Annotated in this window: 18 protein-coding genes and 1 pseudogene; 14 read left to right on the plus strand and 5 right to left on the minus strand. The window is 70.7% G+C overall.

Going from position 1 to position 20,801, the window contains the following annotated elements:
- Positions 1–112: 112 nt before the first annotated feature.
- Positions 113–1,057, minus strand: a complete 945-nt coding sequence (locus ACFY9I_RS37935; protein ID WP_391010712.1) for a superoxide dismutase — start codon at positions 1,055–1,057, stop codon at positions 113–115.
- 367 nt (positions 1,058–1,424) lie between these two features.
- On the opposite strand from ACFY9I_RS37935, the gene ACFY9I_RS37940 reads away from it, so the two are divergent.
- Positions 1,425–2,885, plus strand: coding sequence for an aldehyde dehydrogenase family protein (locus tag ACFY9I_RS37940; protein WP_391010714.1), 1,461 nt, complete (start codon positions 1,425–1,427; stop codon positions 2,883–2,885).
- 517 nt (positions 2,886–3,402) lie between these two features.
- Positions 3,403–4,209: a GDSL-type esterase/lipase family protein gene (locus tag ACFY9I_RS37945; protein WP_391010717.1), complete on the plus strand. Its 807-nt coding sequence runs from the start codon at positions 3,403–3,405 to the stop codon at positions 4,207–4,209.
- A gap of 143 nt (positions 4,210–4,352) precedes the next feature.
- Here the strand turns inward: ACFY9I_RS37945 and ACFY9I_RS37950 are convergent, their stop codons facing one another.
- Positions 4,353–4,928 carry a helix-turn-helix transcriptional regulator gene (locus tag ACFY9I_RS37950; RefSeq protein WP_391010720.1) on the minus strand — a complete coding sequence of 192 codons (576 nt, stop codon included), beginning with the start codon at positions 4,926–4,928 and terminating at the stop codon, positions 4,353–4,355.
- Positions 4,929–5,054: 126 nt separating this feature from the next.
- On the opposite strand from ACFY9I_RS37950, the gene ACFY9I_RS37955 reads away from it, so the two are divergent.
- From ACFY9I_RS37955 to ACFY9I_RS37970, 4 genes and pseudogenes are all read left to right on the plus strand, one after another.
- Entirely contained in the window at positions 5,055–5,447 is a 393-nt protein-coding gene (locus ACFY9I_RS37955) for a nuclear transport factor 2 family protein (RefSeq protein ID WP_391010723.1), read from the plus strand.
- Positions 5,448–6,017: 570 nt separating this feature from the next.
- Positions 6,018–6,186 (plus strand): annotated as a pseudogene (locus ACFY9I_RS37960) (xanthine dehydrogenase family protein molybdopterin-binding subunit); the annotation flags it as partial.
- A gap of 142 nt (positions 6,187–6,328) precedes the next feature.
- Positions 6,329–6,877, plus strand: coding sequence for a MarR family transcriptional regulator (locus ACFY9I_RS37965; protein WP_391010726.1), 549 nt, complete (start codon positions 6,329–6,331; stop codon positions 6,875–6,877).
- Positions 6,878–6,954: 77 nt separating this feature from the next.
- Complete coding sequence (locus ACFY9I_RS37970) at positions 6,955–7,509, plus strand: DUF6081 family protein (protein ID WP_391010885.1); 555 nt, start codon at positions 6,955–6,957, stop codon at positions 7,507–7,509.
- A gap of 127 nt (positions 7,510–7,636) precedes the next feature.
- Here ACFY9I_RS37970 and ACFY9I_RS37975 read toward each other — a convergent pair whose 3' ends face one another.
- Together ACFY9I_RS37975 and ACFY9I_RS37980 are read right to left on the minus strand one after the other, a co-directional pair.
- A complete protein-coding gene (locus ACFY9I_RS37975) occupies positions 7,637–8,524 on the minus strand; it encodes an IS3 family transposase (RefSeq protein ID WP_391010729.1) in 888 nt (295 codons plus the stop codon).
- 112 nt (positions 8,525–8,636) lie between these two features.
- Positions 8,637–8,846 (minus strand): transposase, encoded by a 210-nt coding sequence (locus ACFY9I_RS37980; protein ID WP_391010732.1) that lies wholly within the window; start codon positions 8,844–8,846, stop codon positions 8,637–8,639.
- A gap of 97 nt (positions 8,847–8,943) precedes the next feature.
- Between ACFY9I_RS37980 and ACFY9I_RS37985 the strand changes: the two genes are divergently transcribed.
- Positions 8,944–9,069 carry a hypothetical protein gene (locus ACFY9I_RS37985; RefSeq protein WP_391010735.1) on the plus strand — a complete coding sequence of 42 codons (126 nt, stop codon included), beginning with the start codon at positions 8,944–8,946 and terminating at the stop codon, positions 9,067–9,069.
- 126 nt (positions 9,070–9,195) lie between these two features.
- Positions 9,196–9,339: a hypothetical protein gene (locus ACFY9I_RS37990; protein ID WP_391010738.1), complete on the plus strand. Its 144-nt coding sequence runs from the start codon at positions 9,196–9,198 to the stop codon at positions 9,337–9,339.
- A 136-nt stretch (positions 9,340–9,475) separates the two neighbouring features.
- Here the strand turns inward: ACFY9I_RS37990 and ACFY9I_RS37995 are convergent, their stop codons facing one another.
- The gene (locus tag ACFY9I_RS37995) at positions 9,476–10,141 is read right to left on the minus strand and encodes a DUF4389 domain-containing protein (RefSeq protein WP_391010741.1); all 666 of its coding nucleotides are present in this window, start codon (positions 10,139–10,141) and stop codon (positions 9,476–9,478) included.
- Between the two features lie 656 nt (positions 10,142–10,797).
- Here ACFY9I_RS37995 and ACFY9I_RS38000 point away from each other — a divergent pair.
- From ACFY9I_RS38000 to ACFY9I_RS38025, 6 genes are all read left to right on the plus strand, one after another.
- Positions 10,798–13,272 carry a SpoIIE family protein phosphatase gene (locus ACFY9I_RS38000; RefSeq protein ID WP_391010744.1) on the plus strand — a complete coding sequence of 825 codons (2,475 nt, stop codon included), beginning with the start codon at positions 10,798–10,800 and terminating at the stop codon, positions 13,270–13,272.
- A 203-nt stretch (positions 13,273–13,475) separates the two neighbouring features.
- The gene (locus tag ACFY9I_RS38005; protein WP_391010747.1) at positions 13,476–13,802 is read left to right on the plus strand and encodes a hypothetical protein; all 327 of its coding nucleotides are present in this window, start codon (positions 13,476–13,478) and stop codon (positions 13,800–13,802) included.
- Positions 13,803–13,869: 67 nt separating this feature from the next.
- Positions 13,870–15,933: a SpoIIE family protein phosphatase gene (locus ACFY9I_RS38010; protein ID WP_391010750.1), complete on the plus strand. Its 2,064-nt coding sequence runs from the start codon at positions 13,870–13,872 to the stop codon at positions 15,931–15,933.
- A 13-nt stretch (positions 15,934–15,946) separates the two neighbouring features.
- Positions 15,947–16,147, plus strand: coding sequence for a hypothetical protein (locus ACFY9I_RS38015; protein ID WP_391010753.1), 201 nt, complete (start codon positions 15,947–15,949; stop codon positions 16,145–16,147).
- Positions 16,148–16,671: 524 nt separating this feature from the next.
- The gene (locus ACFY9I_RS38020) at positions 16,672–18,969 is read left to right on the plus strand and encodes a tetratricopeptide repeat protein (protein WP_391010755.1); all 2,298 of its coding nucleotides are present in this window, start codon (positions 16,672–16,674) and stop codon (positions 18,967–18,969) included.
- A gap of 174 nt (positions 18,970–19,143) precedes the next feature.
- Positions 19,144–20,766 carry an FAD-dependent oxidoreductase gene (locus ACFY9I_RS38025; protein WP_391010758.1) on the plus strand — a complete coding sequence of 541 codons (1,623 nt, stop codon included), beginning with the start codon at positions 19,144–19,146 and terminating at the stop codon, positions 20,764–20,766.
- Positions 20,767–20,801 lie beyond the last annotated feature (35 nt).

Raw genomic sequence — 20,801 nt, forward strand, 5'->3', positions numbered from 1 at the left:
GTACCCCGCCGGCCTTGAGCGGGCGGGGTACAGCCGCACTCCGGCCGTACGTCAGAGCAACGGACCCCGCCCGCTTCGAGCGGACGGGGTCCGGCCGTACTCCGGCCGTACGTCACACCAACGGCACGGACACCGCGTTGTAGGGGGTGTTCTCGTCCCGGTCCGGGGTGGTGAAGCGGGAGTTGGGCAGGTAGAGCCGACCCTTGTACGCGGCGGCCGTGGTGGGCAGGTCGAAGCGGTCGTCCCTGATCACCCCGATCGCGGTGCCCCTTGTGCCCGACCGGTTGAGCCGGATCACGTCCACCTGGTTGAGGTTGGGCTGGACCACGTAGAGAGTGTGGCCGATGAGCACCAGCCCGTCGCCGCTGGGCAGCGTCGCGTCGCCCAGGTCCACCTTGCGGGCCACGCCGGTGCGGGGGTTGACGCGCATCAGCGATCCGCCGTCCGCGGCCGCGTTGGTGACGAGCAGTGCGCTGCCGTCGGGCGTGAGCGAGATGCCGTTGGACGTGAAACCGGACTGCACCCAGTCACCGCTCAGCGTGAGGCTCTCCGGGGCGCCGATGCGGCCCTGCCTGCCCAGGGGCAGCTTGAACAGCCGCGCGCTGAACGACTCGGTGAACCAAGCGGCGTCGCGGGTGAGCAGGACGTCGTTGACGAAACTGTTCTCTCCGGCGACCACGTGGTTGGCGAGCAGCGCACCCCTGTGGGCGTCGACGACCCGCAGTTCGCCACTGCTGCCGCCGGCCAGGAACAGCCGGCCCCAGGAGTCGGCCTTCAAGCCGACCGTCATGCGCCCCAGGCCGCGGTGGACGACCTTGCCCTTGCCGCTCGCGAGGTTCACCCGGTACACGCCGCCGGTGGCGATCGATCCGAAGTAGGCGTACGGCCCGGAGCCGATCGCGACTCCCTCCGGCCCCCACCCGTTGGGCAGCGAGAACTCCCCGGGCCAGGATCCGGCCGTGCCCGGGGCGGCCTGTGCCGTACCACCGATCAGGGCCGTCGCTCCCAGGGCGATGCCCGCGCCGAGAAGCTGCCTGCGTGCGAGAGAACTTGTCATCGATCGTCCTTCCACGGAAAACAAGACGGGCCGTGCCGGTCCGGCTGGGCTCCTGGATCAATTCTTGAGAGTTCAAGTACCCGTGCACAGCGACGAATGTCCTGACTCTCCTCGGTCCATCGGACGGAAAGGTGCCGCCCGGTGGGAGCACGGACCGCGAAGGCGCGCCACTCGACAGCAGGCCGACCTGACAAGGCTGAACGTCGCGCACGAGATACGTCATTCGTCCTTACTTCCAGCGCTCGCCTCCCGGCTCTCTGTCCAGGCCGTCACCGCTGGGCCATCATCCGAAAACCTGCCGGTCGCAGAGGCGCGACCGGCGCGAGCACGGTGACGGCTGAGCGCCGCACCGGGAGGGCGAGCGGGCATGAGCGTGCAGCGACCGCACATCGAACCGGGCAGGCTGTTCATCGGCGGAGAGTGGCGGGACGCGGAGTCCAAGGAGCGGCGCGACGTCATCGACCCGTCCACCGGCAAAGTCGTCACCACGGTCGCGGAGGCCGACGGGGCCGATCTCGCCGCCGCGGTGGCCGCCGCCCGCGAGGCCTTCGACGCGGGGCCGTGGACCCGGACGCCCGCCCGCGAGCGCGCCCGTGTACTGCACCGAGTGGCCGATCTGGTGCGCGAACGGGCGGACGAGATCGCCGCCGTGGAGAGCCTCGACGTCGGCAAGCCCGTCTCACTCAGCCGAGCGGTCGACGTGGAGACCGTGGCAGAGACGTACGAGTACTACTCGGCGCTGGCGCAGTCGGTCGACGGGGCCACGCGAGAGATCCCCATACCCTCCCACGCCTACACCCGCAGGGAGCCCATCGGCGTGGTGGGAGCGATCACCCCGTTCAACTTCCCGTTGATCCTGAGCACGTCGAAGTTCGCCCCCGCCCTGGCGGCCGGCAACACCATCGTCCACAAACCGGCCGACGAGACCCCTCTCAGCGCGCTGCTGATGGCGGAGATCCTCGCCGACGCCGGCGTTCCCGCGGGTGTGGTGAACGTCGTCACCGGCAGCGGCCCCGTCCTGGGTGAGGCACTGCTGCGTCATCCGGGCGTCGACAAGATCGCCTTCACCGGGTCGACGAGGGTCGGCCGCCTGGCGGCGAGCACGGCCGGCGAGCAACTCAAGCCGGTCACCATGGAGTTGGGTGGAAACGCGCCGCACATCGTCTTCGAGGACGCCGACGTCGGGAAGGCGGTCGGCGCGATCATCAAGGCCTTTGTCTTCAACACCGGACAGTTCTGCATGGGCGGACCCCGGCTGCTGGTCCACCGGTCCCTGTACGACACCACGCTGGGCATCCTCGCCGACGCGGTTCCGGCGGTCCCCGTCGGCGACCCCTTCGACCCGGCCACCGTCGTCGGGCCGATGGCCGGCGAGCGGCACGTGGAGAACGTCGAGCGCTTCGTGAGAGCGGCCGTCGAGGACGGCGGCCGCGTCGTCGTCGGCGGCGAGCGCCTGGAACTCAACGGCGGTTACTACTTCAAGCCCACCGTCATCGCCGGCCTGGACAACGACGCCCGCACCGTCCAGGAGGAGATCTTCGGCCCGGTGCTGACGGTTCAGCCCTTCGACACCGAGGAAGAGGCGATCGCGCTGGCGAACAGCACGCCGTACGGACTCGCCGCCGGTCTGCAGACCTCCGACCTGGCGCGCGCCCACCGGGTCGCCGCACGACTGGACGCCGGCATCGTCTGGGTCAACGACTGGGCCATGCTCGATCCCGCCGTGCCCTTCGGCGGCGTCAAGCAGTCCGGCTACGGACGTGAATCCGGGCCGGAGGCGCTGCAGGCGTACACGAGGACCAAGTCGGTCGTTATTTCCCTCGCCTGATCCCTCGACACGGCCCGCTCCGAGCGCCCGGCCACTGCCGGCGGTTCTTCCCGGCCGGATCTGGCCGGGTGAACTCTCCGTCCCCGGCTCTCAAGAGCCGGAGGTGAGCCGGGGGCACGGCGGCCTGGCAGTAGGCGTTGTCGCCCGGGCCGTGGACGCCGCCGTGGAAGGTGACCCGGTACGGGCGGTTCGGCGCGAAACGGCGGGCGGTGGTGAAGCCGACCGCGTCCTCTTGTGCATGCCGTTGACGACCCGGGCGCTCAGGTACCGGCGCAGACCGTGGTCGGTGCGCAGGTCTGAGGAGGGAACGGGCGGTGAGGTCGGCGCGGGAGCAAGGCGGTGGACTGCGCCGGTGGACCGCCCTCGACGGCCTCGGCTCCTGCCTGAGCGGCGTCACTTTGCAGGAAGGTGATCCCGTAGCTATCGTCATACTCAACAATGCGACTAGGTGACTAGTTGTACAGCGATGGCCGTGTGCCACTTCCATCAGCAGCGTTGACGAGAGGCGGTCGGCCCCGTGTCGAGCAGTGGGTATCTGCGCTATGTCGCCCTGGGTGACAGTCACACCGAGGGGCTCGGGGACGGCGACGACTTCCGTGGTCTTCGGGGCTGGGCGGACCGGCTCGCCGAGCAGGTCGCCCACCACAGCCCCGGCCTGCTCTACGCCAACCTCGCGGTGCGCGGCCGCAAGGCCGGTCAGGTGCGCGCCGAGCAACTCGCTCCGGCTCTCGCGATGCGGCCCGACCTCGCCACCGTGGTGGCTGGGGTCAACGATGCGTTGCGCCCGAGCTGCGACCTCGACGAGGTGGCCGGCCACGTTGAGGCGATGTTCGCCGCCCTCACGGCGCAGGGCGCCACCGTCGCGACCCTCATGTTTCCCGACGTCGGGCGTATCACCCCGTTGGCCCGCCCGATCGGTCACCGTGTTCTCGCACTCAACGCGCGCATCCGGGAGGCCGCCGACCGCCACGGCGTGGTGGTGGCGGAGACGGCCGCGCACGCGGCGGCGACCGATCCGCGGTTGTGGAGTGCTGACCGGCTGCACGCCGGCCCGCTGGGACACGCGCGCATCGCGGCTGCCGTGGCCCAGGCGCTCGGTCTGCCGGGCAGCGACGACAAGTGGACCCTTCCCCTTCCGGCCGAGGGGACAGACAGCTCTGTCTGGAGGACCGTGGGTACCGAAGTGCGCTGGGCCGGCACCTTTCTCGGCCCCTGGGTCGGCCGCCGCCTGCGTGGCCGCTCCTCCGGCGACGGCCGCCAGGCCAAGCGGCCGGCGCTGCTTCCGGTGGCCGCGTCCGCTGGGGACACCTCCCCAACGGTGTGATGCTCTGGCTTGCGGCGACGCCGGCGGCTCCTCGTAGCGACATGGGCACGCTGCGGATCCACAGCCTGCTACTGCGGCGACCGATCTCCTGCGACGCCCAGGGCGACGCCGGACTGCCCCGAGCGTGGGCGGGGCCGCCGCAGTCAGCCGTCGGCCCGGAGCGCGGCCGTGCGCTGTTCGAGCCTGCGCAGCGCCATGTCCCCCCACTGGAGGTTCTCCCGCTCGAACGACATCCCGCGCAGCAGGGTGAGGTACGGGCCGATGCGCTCGGCCTCGGCGAAGTACGCCTCCTCAGAGCGCCCGTCGAGCAGGCGCTGCCGGAGCCTCTCGTAGCGGGCCAGCTTGGCGGTGGCCCACTCCATGCGCTCGGTGATGGCGGTCCGGACTGCTTCCATGTCGCCCGCGTCCAGGCACTGCACCTTGACCAGCAACTCGTCCCGGATCACCGCCGGTTTGCCCAAGGGCTCGGCGGTGTAGGCGTGAACGGCCTTCCGCCCGGCCTCCGTCAAGGAGAACAATCGCTTGTTGGGGCGGCGTTGCTGCTCGATGACGCGGGCCGTGACGAGTCCTTCGGCCTCCATGCGCTCCAGCTCCCGGTAGAGCTGCTGAGGCGTCGACATCCAGAAGTTGGCGACCGTCGCGTCGAACGCCTTCGCGAGGTCGTACCCGGACGCCTCGCCCTCCAGCAGCGCGGCCATCACCGCGTTCCGCAAAGCCATGGATGCAAGCTAGCAGATTAATCAACAACGTGACTAATAGTCACCTCTTCCGCTGTGGACAAGCCCTAAAGGTCCCTCTACTCTCCAACACACCTATTCACATTTCTGAGTATCAAAGGTGGGTTCATGCATCCCTTCCGCAAGGCCGTCGAGAGCGGCGACCTGGACGCTGTGGCCGCTCTGCTGGCCGACGACGTCGTCTTCACCAGCCCCGTCGCCTTCAAGCCGTACCCGGGCAAGGCCATCACCGCCGCGATCCTGCGATGCGTGCTCCGGGTCTTCGAGGACTTCACCTACATCCGTGAGATCGCCAACCCCGACGGCCGCGACCACGCCTTCGTCTTCACCGCCACCGTCGCCGGCAAGCAGCTCCAGGGATGCGACTTCCTGCACTTCGACGACGACGGGAAGATCGACGAGTTCACGGTGATGGTGCGCCCGCTCTCCGCCGCCCAGGCGCTCGGCGAGGCCATGGGCGCCCAGTTCGAGCAGATCGCCCGAGAGGCCGCCGGACAGTAGCCACGACGACGGACTTCGACGCGGTGGTCATCGGCGCGGGACAACGCCGGACTGACCGCCGCCACCCGCAACGCTGGGACCGCGCACCCTCCTGGCGGAGCGCAACAACGTCCCCGGCGGCTGCGCCACCTCCTTTCGACGAGGCCGCTTCGAGTTCGAGACGGCGCTGCACCAGATGTCCGGAGTCGGCCTGGAAGTCCAGCCGTACGCGCTGCGCGGGCTGTTCGAGAAGCTGGGCGTCGCTGACTCACCGTAGTTCGTCCAGGAGTACGACCTGTATCGCGCCGTGGTACCCGGCCGGCACGAGGTGCCCCTGCCCGCCGACTGGGCCGGCGCCGTGGACGCCCTGGAGGACGCCTTCCCCGGTAACCGCGCCCGTGTCGAGCGTTTCTTCGCGCTCGCCAGGGACGCGGCCCTGAAGACCGCAGACGTGAAGCTGGATCTGGCGTACCGGATGGCCCGCAACCACCACAACCCGATGGAGCCGGCCGGCGCCGTCGCCCGCTGGGACGGCGACCAGCTCACCCCATCGGAGAAGACGGCTCGCCGACTCCCTCATGGCGTCGGCCCCCGGGGCACTTCGGTTCGCAGACCATGGCCAGTGTCGGCTCCGCCGTTCAGGACGGCGGCGACAAACTGCGCAAGCAGGCCATCACGCTCGTGGTCAAGGACGAAGGGTCACCGCTGCACGGCGTGCCGACCCGTCGACGTCGTGGTACGCGGCGGCCGACTGCACGTCAACGCGGTCTTCAACGCCACCGGCCGCCGGATCCGTGCACTTCCCCGCACCCCCGAAGCCCTGCTCTGAACGCCTGTGCGGGCCCCCGGTTATGCCGTGAAGCTTTTCATGAAGCTATTCGTCTAGGGACCTAAGTGGAGTCGTGACAGCGACACCAGATCCCGTGGCGGCCTGGATGCAGGCGTGGCGAGCGGAGCTGCCCGAGGTCCTGTTCGCCTCCTCGGAGCTGAGCAAGCGAATCATGTTCCTGTCCGCGGCGCTGGACCGTGTAACACGGAGCGACCTGGCCGAACTCGGTCTCACGGTGGCCGAGTTGGACGTGCTGGTGACGTTGCGCAGGGCTGGTGAGCCGTACCGCATGAAGCCCAATCAGTTGGCCCGCGCCCTGATGCTCTCCACTGGTGGTACGACCAACGTCACTCACCGCCTGGTGGCCCGCGGCGCCGTCCAGCGGGAGGACGACCCGGCCGACGCCCGCAGTACGTGGATAAGGCTGACATCGGACGGTATCGCGCTCGCCGAGCGTGCGGTCCTCGCCATCTCGGCCGAACACGACGCATTCTTCGAGGGCGTGCCCCCAGAAGTCATCGAGGCGGCGACCACGGCGCTTCGAGACCTCATCGCCGCATGCCCGAGCCTGCTGCCCCGTGGCTCAACGGCGCGGGCCGCCCGAGCACAGGGCAAGGTCTGAGGTTCGTAGGGAGGGGCCCCGTGTGTTTATGAGCGAGGTCCCTCAGGCCGGACCCCGGGTATGTCGAGCGGATCGCCATCGACAAGTTCACCCAGAGCCACCCCGTCCAGATGGCCGACAACTGCAAGTTCCTCGTGCTGTCCACCGAGGACTTCGCCCTGCCCGATGCCGGCAGCATCACCTTCTCCGCCTCGATCGCGGCCGAGGCGATCAACGCGACGCCGTACGACTACCGCGACGGCTTCGCGGCCTTCGTACTCTGCGATCCAGTGGGCGGCCGGGTCTACGACCTGTGCACGAGCGGCGAGACCGTGTTTGCGATCAGTGAACACCTGGCGTACCCCGGGGTCACGTCACCCTTCACCCGTGTGGTGAGCGACCCGCTGTTCGGCCCGTCCGCGACGCCCGGTCGGTTCCACGACTGCGAGATCACCCTCGACACCGCCGCCAAGCGTGTCACCTGGAAGATGGACGGAAAGACCATCCACGAAGAGCTGGTCGCCGAGCTGCCCACGTCACTCAAGATCGGCATGGGTATCTTCACCGTGCACCCGTTGACCGATGGTGCCGGCACGTCCCTGCGCGGACAGGGACTCACCGCCGGCTGGCGCGATCTCCGTGTCCACAACTGAAACCACGCCTGCAGCGGTACCTGCTCGCACCGGAGCACACGGTGGGAGGACGGGACTCGCCCGCCGATCCAAGATGGTCGGGGCGCCCGGAGTCTGAAGTTTCCCCGTGATCTCGGACACGTGATTGTTATGCCGCGAGGGCGTGCTGATGCCGCTGCCTGGTCTGGGCCGGGGTGAGGTAGCCGAAAGTCCGGTGCTTGCGCAGGCGGCGGCGGTTGTAGAAGGTCTCGATGAAGGAGAAGACCTCGGCGCGGGCGGTGGCCCGGTCGGGCCAGGTACGGGTGCCGATCTCCTCCTTGAGCAGGGCCCAGAAGCTCTCCGCGGCAGCGTTGTCGAAGCATGATCCGGTCCGTCCGCAGCTCCGCCGCAGCCCCAACTTCCCTATTCGTTCCCGGAACTGGGCCGACGTATATTCACTGCCGCGATCGCTGTGAACCACGCAGCCGGGCTCCAGTCCGCCCCGGCCGTGGGCCATGTCGAGAGCGTCGACGACGAGTTCGGCGCGGTGGTGGTCGGCCATGGCGTAGCCGACGACCTCGCGGGTGGCCAGGTCCAGCCAGCAGGCGAGGTAGAGCCAGCCCTCGGCGGTGGGCAGGTAGGTGATGTCGCCGACCAGCTTGGCCCCGGGGCGCTCGGCATGGAAGTCGCGGCCGATCAGGTCCGGGGCCGGCTTCGCCTTCGCATCCGGGCGAGTCAACGAACGCCGCCTGCGCCGGGTGACGCCGCGGATGTCGCGCTCACGCATCACGCGGGCGACGCGCTTGCGGTTCACCCGCCGGCCCAGGCGGCGCAGTTCGGCGTGGATGCGCGGGACACCGTAGGTGTGCCGGGAAGCGATGTGCACAACGGTGATCTCGTGCGCGATCGCGTCGTCGGCGGCCTGCCGGGCACGGCGGGCGGCCTCGCCCTCGCGCCAGGCGTAGTAGGAGGAGCGGGCAACCTTCAGCACACGGCACAGCAGGACGATCGGGTAAGTCGCCTTCTCCGCATGGATCAACCGGTACAGCTCGTTCACCGGTCGTTCTCCTTCACGAAGAAGGCCGTCGCTTTTTTCAGGATCTCGATCGTCTGCTGCTGTTCGCGGACCTCCTTGCGCAGCCGCTTGAGCTCCTCACGCTCGGCGCTGGTCAGCTCACCGGACTCGCCCTCGCCCCGGTCTGCCTGCGCCCGGCGGTACCAGCCGCGCAGGGACTCGGAGCTATACCGAGTTCCCGGGCGACGGCGGTGACCGTCTTGCCCGAGGAATCGACGAGCGCGATCGCGTCCCGCTTGAACTCCTCGGTGTACCGCTTCGTGTACTTGCTTCCCACCTGGTGCTGCTTCCTCTGGAACCTCAAGATCCCAGTCTCCAGGTGTCCACGATCAAGGGGAAGCTTCACCGCACGGTGCCACCCGAGGAACGGACACAAAGGCTGTGAGAGGAGGCGGACCGTCATGCTGAGCAAGGTTCCGGTCGCCTACAAAACGACGAACGGGTCGACCGCGAGGGTCGCGGAGGCCGTCGCCGACGTCCTGCGCAGGGAGGGACTGACAGTCGAGGCGATGCCCGCCGGTCCGTGACGAGTGACGAGTCTGGAGTCCTTTGACGCCGTGGTGGTCGGCGGAGGACTGTACGCGGGGCGCTGGCACAAGGACGCTCGGCGCTTCGTCCGGCGGTACGCCTGCGGAACACGTAACGTTCGGCGGTTGCCTGGACGAGGGGCCAAGGGATTCATCGCCCGGAAAATCGTCTCCTCCGGGAAGGGCGGGGACTTCCGCGACTTCGATCGGATCGAGGTGTGGGCCGCGCGCCTCGGCGACGAACTCGTGAAGGAGTCGCACGGGAGCTGAACCGGACGAGCGGTGCCCGTTTCCGGTGGCCGCGTCCGGTGCGCCGATGGGTGGCGGCCTGAACCGTGCGGGCGCCGTCCCGACACCCGGGTCCAGTGGCCCGTGCACGTTCGGGAGGCGGCCGCCCGCGGGGCGATCAGGCCCGCTCCTCCGGAGCGGTCGTCTCCGAGCCGCCCAGGTCCAGGCGGAACGGTGGGTACGCGTCGGTCATCAGAGTGGCGTACGCGGCGACCCGCAGGACCCATCGGTTGAGGCCGAGGAGTAGGTCGAACAGATCCTTCGGATACTTCTCGGTGAAGGCCAGGATCACGGCCGCGATGACCGTCAGAACGCCGATCAAGCCGCCGGACCACCAGCCGACGTGGGAGCCACCGGTGAAGAAGGCGATGACCAGGTAGTGCGGGATGGCCAGCAACCACCACTTCACCAGCACCAGGCCGCGGGAGAGCCGTTCCGGGCGGGCGATGTCCAGCCGTGCCGGGTAATCCGGTTCCTCCCCCAGACTGAACGGCGGGTAACGGTCGGTACCCAGCGTGTCGTACGAGTAGTAGGCGACCCGCCAACTCCAGCGCATCACTCCCAGGTTGAAGTCGAACAGGGCGCGGGGGTAGCGCTCGGTGAACAGGATGGCGAAGAACGCGATCACGGTCACCACGGTGAAGGCGATCCAGAGGAAGAACAGCACCACGTAGTGAGGAATGGAGAGGATCCACTTCACGAGCCACAGCCATCGGGACAGTGGCGAGTCGATACGTGCGTACACCCGGACCGGGCGGTCCGGGAATCCCACCAGGGTCGTCATGATGATCAGCTCCTTCGCCCCGGCGTATGAGTCGCCGGGTGGGCTCATGACCAGCCTGGCCGCTTCCGCGTGACGCCGCGAGGGCGGTGCGGGCCCGCCCGGGGACGGCGGCCGGACCGGTGCACTCAGGATGTCCATGGGCCCCGCCTCCCGTGTGGGCCCGGCCTCCCGTGCGGGGCCCACGTCCGACCGTCAAGGCGCCGACCGAAGCGAGTGCCACTTCCTCCACCGGGTGGCCGCGCGACGGTCAGCAAGTCGAGTTGGCCCGGGTGAGCAGGCCCAGTCGCCATGGCAGGCTGTCGTAGTCGTCGCCGGCGTCGGCGTCGGCGTCCTCGCCCTGGTACAGGTACCGCAGCTTGCGGGCCGGGATCGTGAGCGTCTGGCCGCAGCCGGCGTCGGGCCGCGATTTCGAGCATCCCGCATGGGTCGTATGCGTGCCAGGGTCCCGTTGTGCGCCACGCCATCCGCTGTCTTCCCACCCCCGACGGTCCGGCCACCGGCTCCACCGCCGACGGGCTTGCGCATCACGCGGGCACCGTCCTGCGCCGTCCCCGGTTGAGCGGGGTGCGCCGCGGCGGGATGCTGGGTGAAGCGCCCGGGACGCAGGACGCGACGTCGTGCTGGGGCGCGGCAGCTACGAAGTCGGGATACCTGTCATGGACAACGAACCCGGCGCGACCACCGGAACAGGGGGCGCGGGGGTACCGGAGGACTTCGCGGTCGTCATCGACGCCGGCGGAGCCCTCATCGCGTGCAGCGCCGGAGCCGCGCGGCTGCTCGGGTACGAGCCCGAAGAAGTGGTGGGTCGGTCGGTAGCCCCCCTGCTCACCACGAAGCTGCCCTACGCGTTGCGGCGCCACCTGACCGCCGGTGAGCCGTGGACGAGCTATGTGGCGCTGCAGAACCGGGACGGCGACCGTGTCACCCTGCGGCTTAGGGGCACGCCGCTGGTGTGCGGGTCCGCCAGCACGTGCTGGGTCGTCACCCCGGCGGCGGTGACATACGCCGCCGGGGTGACCGACGTGGGGACGGCGGAACTGTGGAACCTCACGCTCGCGCAGCTCCCGGTGCCGGTGGCCGTCTACGACCGCGAGGCACGGTTCGTGGCCTGCAACCAGGTGATGAGCCGTGCCATGGGGCTGACGCAGGAGGAGATGAGGGGCCTGACACTCTGGGAGATCTATCCCACCGAGCCCATGGATGAGATCGATCGCCTTCAGCACCAGGTCGCGCGCACCGGTGAGATGATCTTCCGTGAGGAGCAGCCTTTCCGAGCCTCCGGTGAGGTCCGCGATCACGCGTGGTCGCTCTTCCTCTCCCCGCTGAAGGACCCGTCGGGCGCGGTGCTGGGACTGTCGGCGTTGGTGATCGACATCACCGAGCAGTACTGGGCCCGGCGTCGCCTGGCGGTGCTGAACGACGCCGGCGAGCGCATCGGCCGCACCCTGGACGTGACCCGGACGGCCGAGGAACTGGCCGAGGTGGCGGTGGCGGGGTTCGCCGACTTCGTCACCGTCGACCTGCTGGAGTCGGTCGTCCAGGGCCACGAGCCGCGACCTGTACCCTCCGACACACCCGTCGTCTTCCGCCGTACCGCGCAACGGTCGGTCCTCGCGGGGTGCCCCGAAAGCGTGGTCGCCGCGGGCGACACCGACGTCTACCCTCCCGGCTCCCCACCGGCCCAGGCGCTGATCACCGCCCAGGGCGCCTACTACGGTGTGGGCGACCCGCTCCTGCGCGCGTGGTCGACGACCTCTCCCGCCCGTGCCGAGAGCGTGAGGAGGTACAAGATCCATTCGGTGATGATGGTGCCGCTGCGCGCGCGGGGCGTCACCCTGGGGGTGATGCACCTCCTGCGGCACCGTACCGCGGACCGCTTCGGCCAGGACGATCTGGTGCTCGCCGAGCAGATCGCCGCCCGGGCGGCGGTGAGCATCGACAACGCCCGCCGCTACACCCGTGAGCGGCACACCGCGCTCACCCTCCAGCGCAGTCTGCTGCCCGAACGGTTGCCGCAGGCGCACGCGTTGGACCTCGCCCACCGGTACTTCCCCGCCGGTTCCGGCGAGGAGATCGGCGGCGACTGGTTCGACGTCATCACGTTGTCCGGGGGCCGGGTGGCGTTGGTGGTGGGAGACGTCGTGGGCCACGGCGTGCACGCCTCGGCCACGATGGGCCGCCTGCGCACCGCGGTGCGGACCCTCGCCGACGCCGATTTCACACCCGAGGAGCTGCTCACCCGGCTGGACGACCTGGTCATCCGCCTCGACCGGGAGGAAGGCCCGGAGGCGCGACGGCAGGCGGACGGTGCCTCCGGAGAGGTCGGGGCCACCTGCCTCTACGCCGTCTACGACCCCGTCGCCGGCCGATGCGACATGGCACGGGCCGGACACCCGCCGCCCGTCCTGGTCACCTCCGACGGCACCGCGCGCTTCGTGGAACTGCCCGCCGGGCCACCGCTCGGCCTGGGCGGGCTGCCCTTCGAGGCCGCCCGGATCGACGTGGACGAGGGCAGCCTGCTCGCCTTCTACACCGACGGCCTGATCGAGGCCCCCGGCCGCGACATCGACGTCGGCCTCGACCTGCTGAGCGAAGCGCTGCGCCGCCCGGCCGCCGACCTGGAGGAAACCTGCGACGAAGTGCTGCGCAAGGTACGGCCCACCCCCTCCACGGACGACATCGTCCTGCTCCTGGCCCGCCCCTCCCGTCTCGGCGCGGACCGGGTCCACACCTGGCGGCTGCCCGTGGATCCCGCGGCCGTCGCCGGGGCCCGGAAGGTGGCGAGCGAACAGTTGGCCGAGTGGGGACTGGTCGAGCTGGAGTTCACCACCGAGCTGATCGTCAGCGAGTTGGTCACCAACGCCATCCGTTACGGCACCGCCCCCGTCGAGCTACGGCTCATCCGCGCCGACGCGCTCATCTGCGAGGTCTCCGACGGCAGCAACACCGCCCCGCACCTGCGGCGGGCCCGCGTCTTCGACGAGGGCGGACGCGGACTGCTGCTCGTCGCCCAGGTCGCCGAGCGCTGGGGCAGCCGGCAGAGCACCACGGGCAAGACGATCTGGGCCGAACAGCCACTGCCGGACGAGCATCCCAACGAGGACGACGACCGCCACGGGGCGAGAGAATGAGGCGACTGACGCGACACTCGTGGATCAACTCCGGGGAACGGGCCCGGCCGGTCACCCGACGCGGAGCCTTCCCGCGTCCGATCCCGGGCGCCACGGTGGCGGAAGACCGCCGCCGACCACTCCACTGCGGCCGCGCTCGGGAGGAGTTGGTGGCATGTCACTCACCGGTGCCGCCGACGCCGACCCGCTCGGGAGTCGTAGGCATGCGAGAACTCCCGGGCGCGGTGGCCTGTCACCGGTCCATGCGACAGACCCGGTGCGACGGCGACGGCGACGGCGACGGCGTCGGCGAGGACGCGGACGTCCGGGCGCCGAGCCGCACGGGCGCACGGGCCGGGACGATGTCACCGTCCAGGGCGGCAGTCACGTCCACCGAGGCCTCCGCCGGTGGCGGGCTGCCGGCTCCGGTTGTGGCCGACGTGGCCGACGTGGCCGACGTGGGCGAGGTGGACGACATGGCCGCGCCGGCCGTCGGCGGCAAGCGGCACCGGACGGTCCCGGCGTGCGGTGTCCCGCGGACAGAGGTATGACTGACAGGAAGCCCGGAGGCGCGGGCCCAGGACGCATCCTGTGTTGCCGCTGGAAGGAGCGTCCGGTATGGCTGAGCGAGGGACCCGGGCCGGGGACGGCCGTCCGGACGGTGTCTCCGCTGCGCCTGGTGGCCTGCTCGATCTGCTGCGGGTGGCGGCCCTCGTTCTGCGCAGCGACGCCCGGATCGCGCTGTGGAGTCCCGAAGCCGAGTCGATGCTCGGCTTCTCCGCCGCCGAAGCGTTGGGCCGGGACGCGGGCGTGCTGCTGGTGGCCCCGGAGAACCGGTCCCGGGCACGCGAGCTGTTCCGGAGCGTACGCACGGGCGCTCGCTGGGCGGGAGTCTTTCCGCTGCGGCACAAGGACGGCTCGACGCGCCGGGTGGAGTTCCGCACCATGCAGTTGCGCGACGCGGACGGCGACATCCTCGCCCTGGGCCTGGGCACCGACGCCGAGACCGTACGGAACGTGGAACGGGACCTCGCCCTCTCCCACATCCTGGTCCGGCAGTCGCCGGTGGGTATCGCGGTGTTCGACGCCGACCTGCGGTGGCTGCGCGTCAATCCGTCACTGGAACGGATGAACGGAGTGCCTGAGGAGGCGGTGCTGGGGCGCCGTGTCGGCGAGGTGCTGCCGGCGCTCGATGTCGAGGCCATCGAGTCGCGGATGCGGCAGGTCCTGGAGACCGGTGAGCCCCTGCTGGACCAGCAGACGATCGGCCGGACGGCCGCGGACAGCGAAGACCACGCGTACTCGGAGTCGTATCACCGACTGGAGGACCCGAACGGACGCGTGCTGGGTCTGGCCATGGCGATACTCGATGTCTCCGAACGACAGCGCGCGGCCGCGGAGGTCGCCGAGGCGCGGGAACGTCTGGCCGTGATCGCCGAAGCCGGAGTCCGCATCGGCACCACGCTGGACCTGCGCCGGACGGCAGGGGAACTCGCGGACGTGGCCGTTCCGCAACTGGCCGACCTCGCGGCCGTAGACGTACTCGACTCGGTCGTGCGCCTCGGCGGCACGGCCGCGGTGCGGGCGGACGACTCCCTCGACTTCCAGGAACTCGCCCTCAAGGCGCGCCGACCCGGAGATGCGTTCAGCACCAGGGATCCGGTCGGCGAACCGGTCTCGTACGACTCGTCACGAGTGATCACCCAGTGCGTACGAGAGGCGCGGCCGATCCTGCTGCGGCACGTGGACTACGCGGCGCTACGCCGTATCGCCAGGGACGACGCCGCCGTCGAGGAACTGCGGCGAGCCGGAGTCCACTCCTACCTCGCCGCTCCCCTGACAGCGCGCGGCGAGGTGCTGGGCACGCTCAGTCTGTGCCGTACGGTCAATCACCGGCCCTTCGACGACCAGGACCTCACCCTCGCCGCCGAACTGGCCGCGCGCGCCGCGATCTGCATCGACAACGCCCGGCTCTACGGGCGCGAACGCACTACCGCGCTGACTCTCCAACGCAGTCTGCTGCCCCAGGAACCGCCGCACCAGGGCGGCATAGAGGTGGCCTCGCGCTATCTGCCCGCTGGCAGCGAGGTGGGCGGGGACTGGTTCGACGTGCTGCCCCTCAGGGGCGACAAGGTCGGCCTCGTCGTCGGCGATGTGATGGGCAAGGGAGTGCACGCTGCAGCGATCATGGGACAGCTTCGCACCGCCACCCGCGCCCTGGCCCGGCTCGACCTGCCTCCGGCCGAGCTGATGGACCACCTCGACGGCATCGCGGCCTCGCTCGGTGACTCCGACACGCTGGCCACCTGCCTCTACGTCGTCTGCGACCCGCGGCACGGCCGGTGCGAGGTCTCCCGCGCGGGCCACCTGCCACCGGCCATGGTGGCCCCGGACGGCCGAGCCGCGTTCCTCGACGTCGCCGCCGGAGTGCCTCTGGGGGTGGGTGGCGTGCCGTTCAGTGCCGTCGAGCGGGAGCTGCCCGAGGGCGCACTGCTCGTCCTGTTCACGGACGGCCTGGTGGAGAGCCATGACATGCCCGTCGACGCCGGACTGCGGAACCTGCTGCAGCTTCTGGACGGCACCCGTCTTCCCCTCGAGGAGACCTGCGACCTGCTGCTCGGCACCCTGAAAGGGGAACCCGACGACGACGTGGCCCTGCTCCTCGCCCGGCACAGACCGTGAGGCGCGCCGGAGCGTGCCGGAACCTCCGTCGGGGGGTGGCGGGCACGGCGCCCCGGCGGCGGGGCCGGTCAGCCGGGCCCGCCGGCGCCGATCTCCGGTCCTCGATCTCGACGGTGTGCCGCTGCCCGTCGCCGACGCCGTGCTGGACGAGTCCGCCGTCCGGGGAGTCGACGAACAGACGACCAGGCGACCAGGCGAACGGGTGAACGGGTGAATGGCGGGCCAACGTCCGTCTGGTGGGCCTGTGGTCGGACGGAGTGACGGGAAACCAGGCCGGCTCGACGACACGCTTCGAGGAGGTGCGGCCCGAGCCGGGTCGCCGGCGCCCACCCGTTGCTCGTACCGGCACGTGAAGCACGGTGGCGGCGCACGCCGGACCTGACGTACGCCTGTCTGCCACCGTACGCCCATGAGCGGTACGGCCGACCGGGCCCCGCACCGGCCGTGGTCACCCACCACCCACGGCTCACCGGCACCCTCCTGCGCTGTGTTCCCGCACGTCCGCGTCGGCGGCCGCCGCCCACACGCATCCTCCGCGCAGTGTCACGGCTCGGCCCCGGCACCGCCCGGCGCCGTACAAAGTCAGGAGACAGCTCGCCATACTGGACGGGCCAGGGTCTGTCTTGCGGATCAGGTCGGCTGCGGGCCGCGACGCCCGACGGCCGCGACCACCACCCTGATCCTCGGGACGGGCCCCAGGGGAGGGCGGGTTCGTGGGGACGGGGGCGATCGTTGGCGATGGCGGAGACCAGGCTGATCCAGGGCCGGTACCGGCTGCTCGATCTGATCGGGCGCGGAGGCATGGGCGAGGTCTGGCGCGCGAGGGACGAGTCACTGGGCCGGCAGGTCGCGGTCAAGTGCCTGAAGCCCGTCAACGCCCAGCCAGAACAGTCCTCCACCCGTGTCCTCAGGGAACGCTTCCGGCGTGAGGCGCGTGTCGCGGCCGCCCTCCAGCACCGTGGGGTGACCGTCGTCCACGACTTCGGTGAGTCGGACGGAGTGCTGTTCCTCGTCATGGAGTTGTTGGAGGGCCGCAACCTCAGCCAGCTCCTGGAGGACAACAAGCACCATCCGCTGCCCGTCCCCGACGTCGTCGAGATCGCCGACCAGGTGGCCGCAGCCCTCGCCCACACCCACCGACAGGGCATCGTCCACCGCGACCTGAAGCCCGCCAACATCATGCGGCTCACGGACGGAACCGTGAAGATCTGCGACTTCGGTATAGCGCGTCTCGGCCGTGACGCCACCTTCACCTCACGACTCACCGGCACCGGCATCACTATGGGCACCCCGCACTACATGTCGCCGGAGCAGATCAGCGGTAATCACGTCGACCGGCGCAGCGACCTCTACTCCTTCGGTTGTGTGCTCTACGAGATCACCACCGGGGTGCCGCCGTTCGACCTCGACGACGCCTGGGCGGTCCTCATGGGACACCGCGACACCGCGCCCCGCCCGCCGCGCAGTCACCGCGACGAAGTGCCCGAGTACCTGGACCGGATCATCCTGGACCTGCTAGCCAAGGAGCCCGGTGAACGTCCGTACGATGCCCGCGTGTTGGGCCACAGGCTCGTGGAGGGACGCCGGGCCGACGCCGCGGTCCCCGCCCCCGTGCCGCCCGCCGCGCCGCGATCTCGCCCGGCCCCCGGCGCCACTCCGGACAGCCCCTGGTCCTGGTCCCGGTCGCGGCCCGAGCGGCCTCTGCCGTGCGAACCCCGTCCGCCCTCCCGGACCCGTGGCACGACCACCGGCCCCAAGGCCACCGGCACCGCCGTCGGACCGGTCCTCACCCCGCCGGACGCCTCCGCCGGGCTCACGGGGGAGTGGATCGTCCGTTCCGCCACCGGGCCTGTCGAGGAACCCTTGCCCCCCTGGTGGCCCACGCCGTCGACGGAGTTGCTCAGCACGCTGGCCGGGAGGCACGACGCGGGCCTGAGTCTGGGACGGCTCGGCCGCTGGACGGAGGCCAATGAGGTGCACCGCGCGGTCGCCGCCGAACGCGAGCAGGCCCTCGGCCCCGACCATCCCGACACCCTCTCCAGCCGCTACGAGGTCGGCTTCACCCTCAGCCGTACCGGACGCCCCGCCGACGCGCTGCACGAGTTCACCCATGTCGCCCGCGCCCGCGAGCGCCTCCTCGGCCCCGAGCACGCCGACACCCTCGCCGCTCAGCAGGAAATGGCTTATGTGATGGGCCAGTTGGGCCGTCACTTCGAGGCCCACCAGGCCTACACAGCCGTCCTCGCCACCCGTGAGCGCATCATGGGGCCCGAGCACCCGGACACCTTGCGCTGCCGTCACAACCTCGCCTTCAACCTCAGCAGGCTGGGTCGTCCGGAGGACTCGTACCGCATGGCGAGCGAGGTCGCCGACGCCCGCGCCCGTGTGCTGGGCCCTCACCACCCCGACACCCTCGTCACCCGGTACGAAGTCGCCTACGCGCTCGGTCAGTCGGGCCGATGGGCCGAGGCGCTCGAGACCTACCGTCAGGTCGCCGAGTCACGCGCCCAGGCGCTCGGCCCCGACCATCCCGACACGCTCGCCGCCCGCCACGAGGTCGGGATCAGCCTCGGCAGGCTGGGCCGCAGCACCGACGCGCTGACCCTCTACCGCGCCCTCGTCCACGACCGCACCCGCGTCCACGGCCCCGTCCACCCCGAGACGCTGCGCGCCCGGCACGGTCTCGGTGTCAACCTCGGCCGCCTCGGCCGCTGGGAGGAGGCCCTCGCCGAGTCCCGCGACGTGCGCGCCCTGCGTGAACGCCTCCTCGGCCCGGATCATCCCGACACCCTCGTGAGCCGCCGCGAGGTCGCCGTCGGCCTCGGCTGGCTCGGCCGCTGGGCCGACGCGCTCACCGAATACCGCCGGGTCGCCGACGCTCGCGCACGCGTCCTCGGCGCCGATCACCCCGACGCCCTCGCCAGCCGCAACGACGAGGCTCACTGCCTCGAACAACTGGGCATGGGCCGGGAGGCGGTGGAGCTCTACCGACGAGTGGCGGCGTTACGACAACAACGGGCGCCCGGCGGCCACTGACCCCGCCGCGCACGGGGACCCGTGAGTGGCGAAGGCTCCGAGGAACGGCGACCGCACGGGGTGTCCGGCGCATGCTGAGCGGCCGGCGGGGCGGCCCCGAGTCCCCTCCCCGGGCGTTGATCCACCTGACACGCATCCCTGGCCGATCCCGATCATCGCGTGTTACCAAGAGGCATGCCTGCCACCCCCTCACCTGCCGCACAGCCCGGACGCCCGGCCGCAGTCCGCTCACGTGACACCTACGACGCCGTGATCGTCGGTGGCGGTCACAACGGACTGGTCGCCGCCGCCTATCTCGCCCGTGCCGGGCGCTCCGTGCTGGTGCTGGAGCGGCTGGACCACACCGGTGGCGCCGCCGTGTCGACCCGCCCCTTCGCCGGGGTGGACGCCCGGCTGTCGCGGTACTCGTACCTCGTCAGCCTGCTGCCCCGGAAGATCGTGCGGGACCTCGACATCGATTTCCGCGTCCGTGGCCGTACCGTCTCCTCGTACACCCCCGTCGAACGCGACGGTCAACCCACCGGCCTGCTCGTGGGCGGTGGCGAGCGCCGCACGCGGGAGGCGTTCGCACGGCTGACCGGTTCCGGCCGTGAATACGGGGCCTGGCAGCGCTTCTACGGGATGACGGGCCGTGTCGCCGAACGGGTGTTCCCTACGTTGACCGAGCCCCTGCCCACCCGGGACGAGCTGCGCCGGCGCGTCGACGACGCGGAGGCGTGGCGGGTCCTGTTCGAGGAACCGATCGGCGAGGCCGTGGAGGCGACCTTCACCGACGACCTCGTACGCGGTGTCGTCCTCACCGACGCGCTCATCGGCACCTTCGCGGACGCGCACGACCCGTCGCTGCGTCAGAACCGCTGCTTCCTCTACCACGTGATCGGCGGCGGCACGGGCGCCTGGGACGTGCCCGTCGGCGGCATGGGCGCCCTCACGGACGCGCTGGCCATGACCGCGCGCGACGCCGGTGCCGTGATCGCCACGGGACACGAGGCACGGCGGATCGCCACGGACGGCCGGTCGGCGGAGATCACCTACCGGACGACCGAAACGGAGGGCACGGTCTCCGCACGCCACGTGCTGGTGAACGCCTCGCCGCAGGAACTGGCCGCCCTGACCGGCGATGAACCGCCCGCCCCTGCCGAGGGCGCCCAGCTCAAGGTGAACATGCTGCTCAAGCGGCTCCCGAGGCTCCGCGACGAGTCCGTCGACCCACGCGAGGCGTTCTCCGGGACCTTCCACATCGCCGAGGGGTACGACCAACTGGCTGCCGCCTACGCACAGGCCGCCTCCGGAAACCTGCCCGAGGCACCGCCCTCCGAGATCTACTGCCACTCCCTCACCGACCCGACCATCCTCGGCCCCGATCTGGTCGAACAGGGCTACCAGACGCTCACCCTGTTCGGTCTGCACACCCCCGCGCGGCTCTTCGAGACCGACAACGACGCCGTACGCGAGGAACTCCTCACGGCGACCCTCGTCCAACTGGACGCCCACCTCGCCGAACCCCTCGCCGACTGCCTGGCCACCGACGCCGACGGCCGCCCCTGTGTCGAGGCCAGGACCCCCCTCGACCTCGAACGCGACCTCGGCCTCCCCGGCGGCAACATCTTCCACCGTGACCTCGCCTGGCCCCACGCGCAGGAAGGTGTCGGCCGCTGGGGCGTGGAGACCCGCCACGCCAACGTCCTGCTCTGCGGCGCGGGCGCGGTGCGCGGCGGCGGGGTGAGCGGCGTCCCCGGACACAACGCGGCGATGGCGGTCCTGGAGGAGTACGGGCTCGGCGGCGCAATGTCGTAGCCGCCGCCGGATCAGCGGGTACGGGGGTGGGGACG

The sequence above is a fragment of the Streptomyces sp. NPDC012510 genome (assembly GCF_042955065.1).
GTDB lineage: Bacteria > Actinomycetota > Actinomycetes > Streptomycetales > Streptomycetaceae > Streptomyces.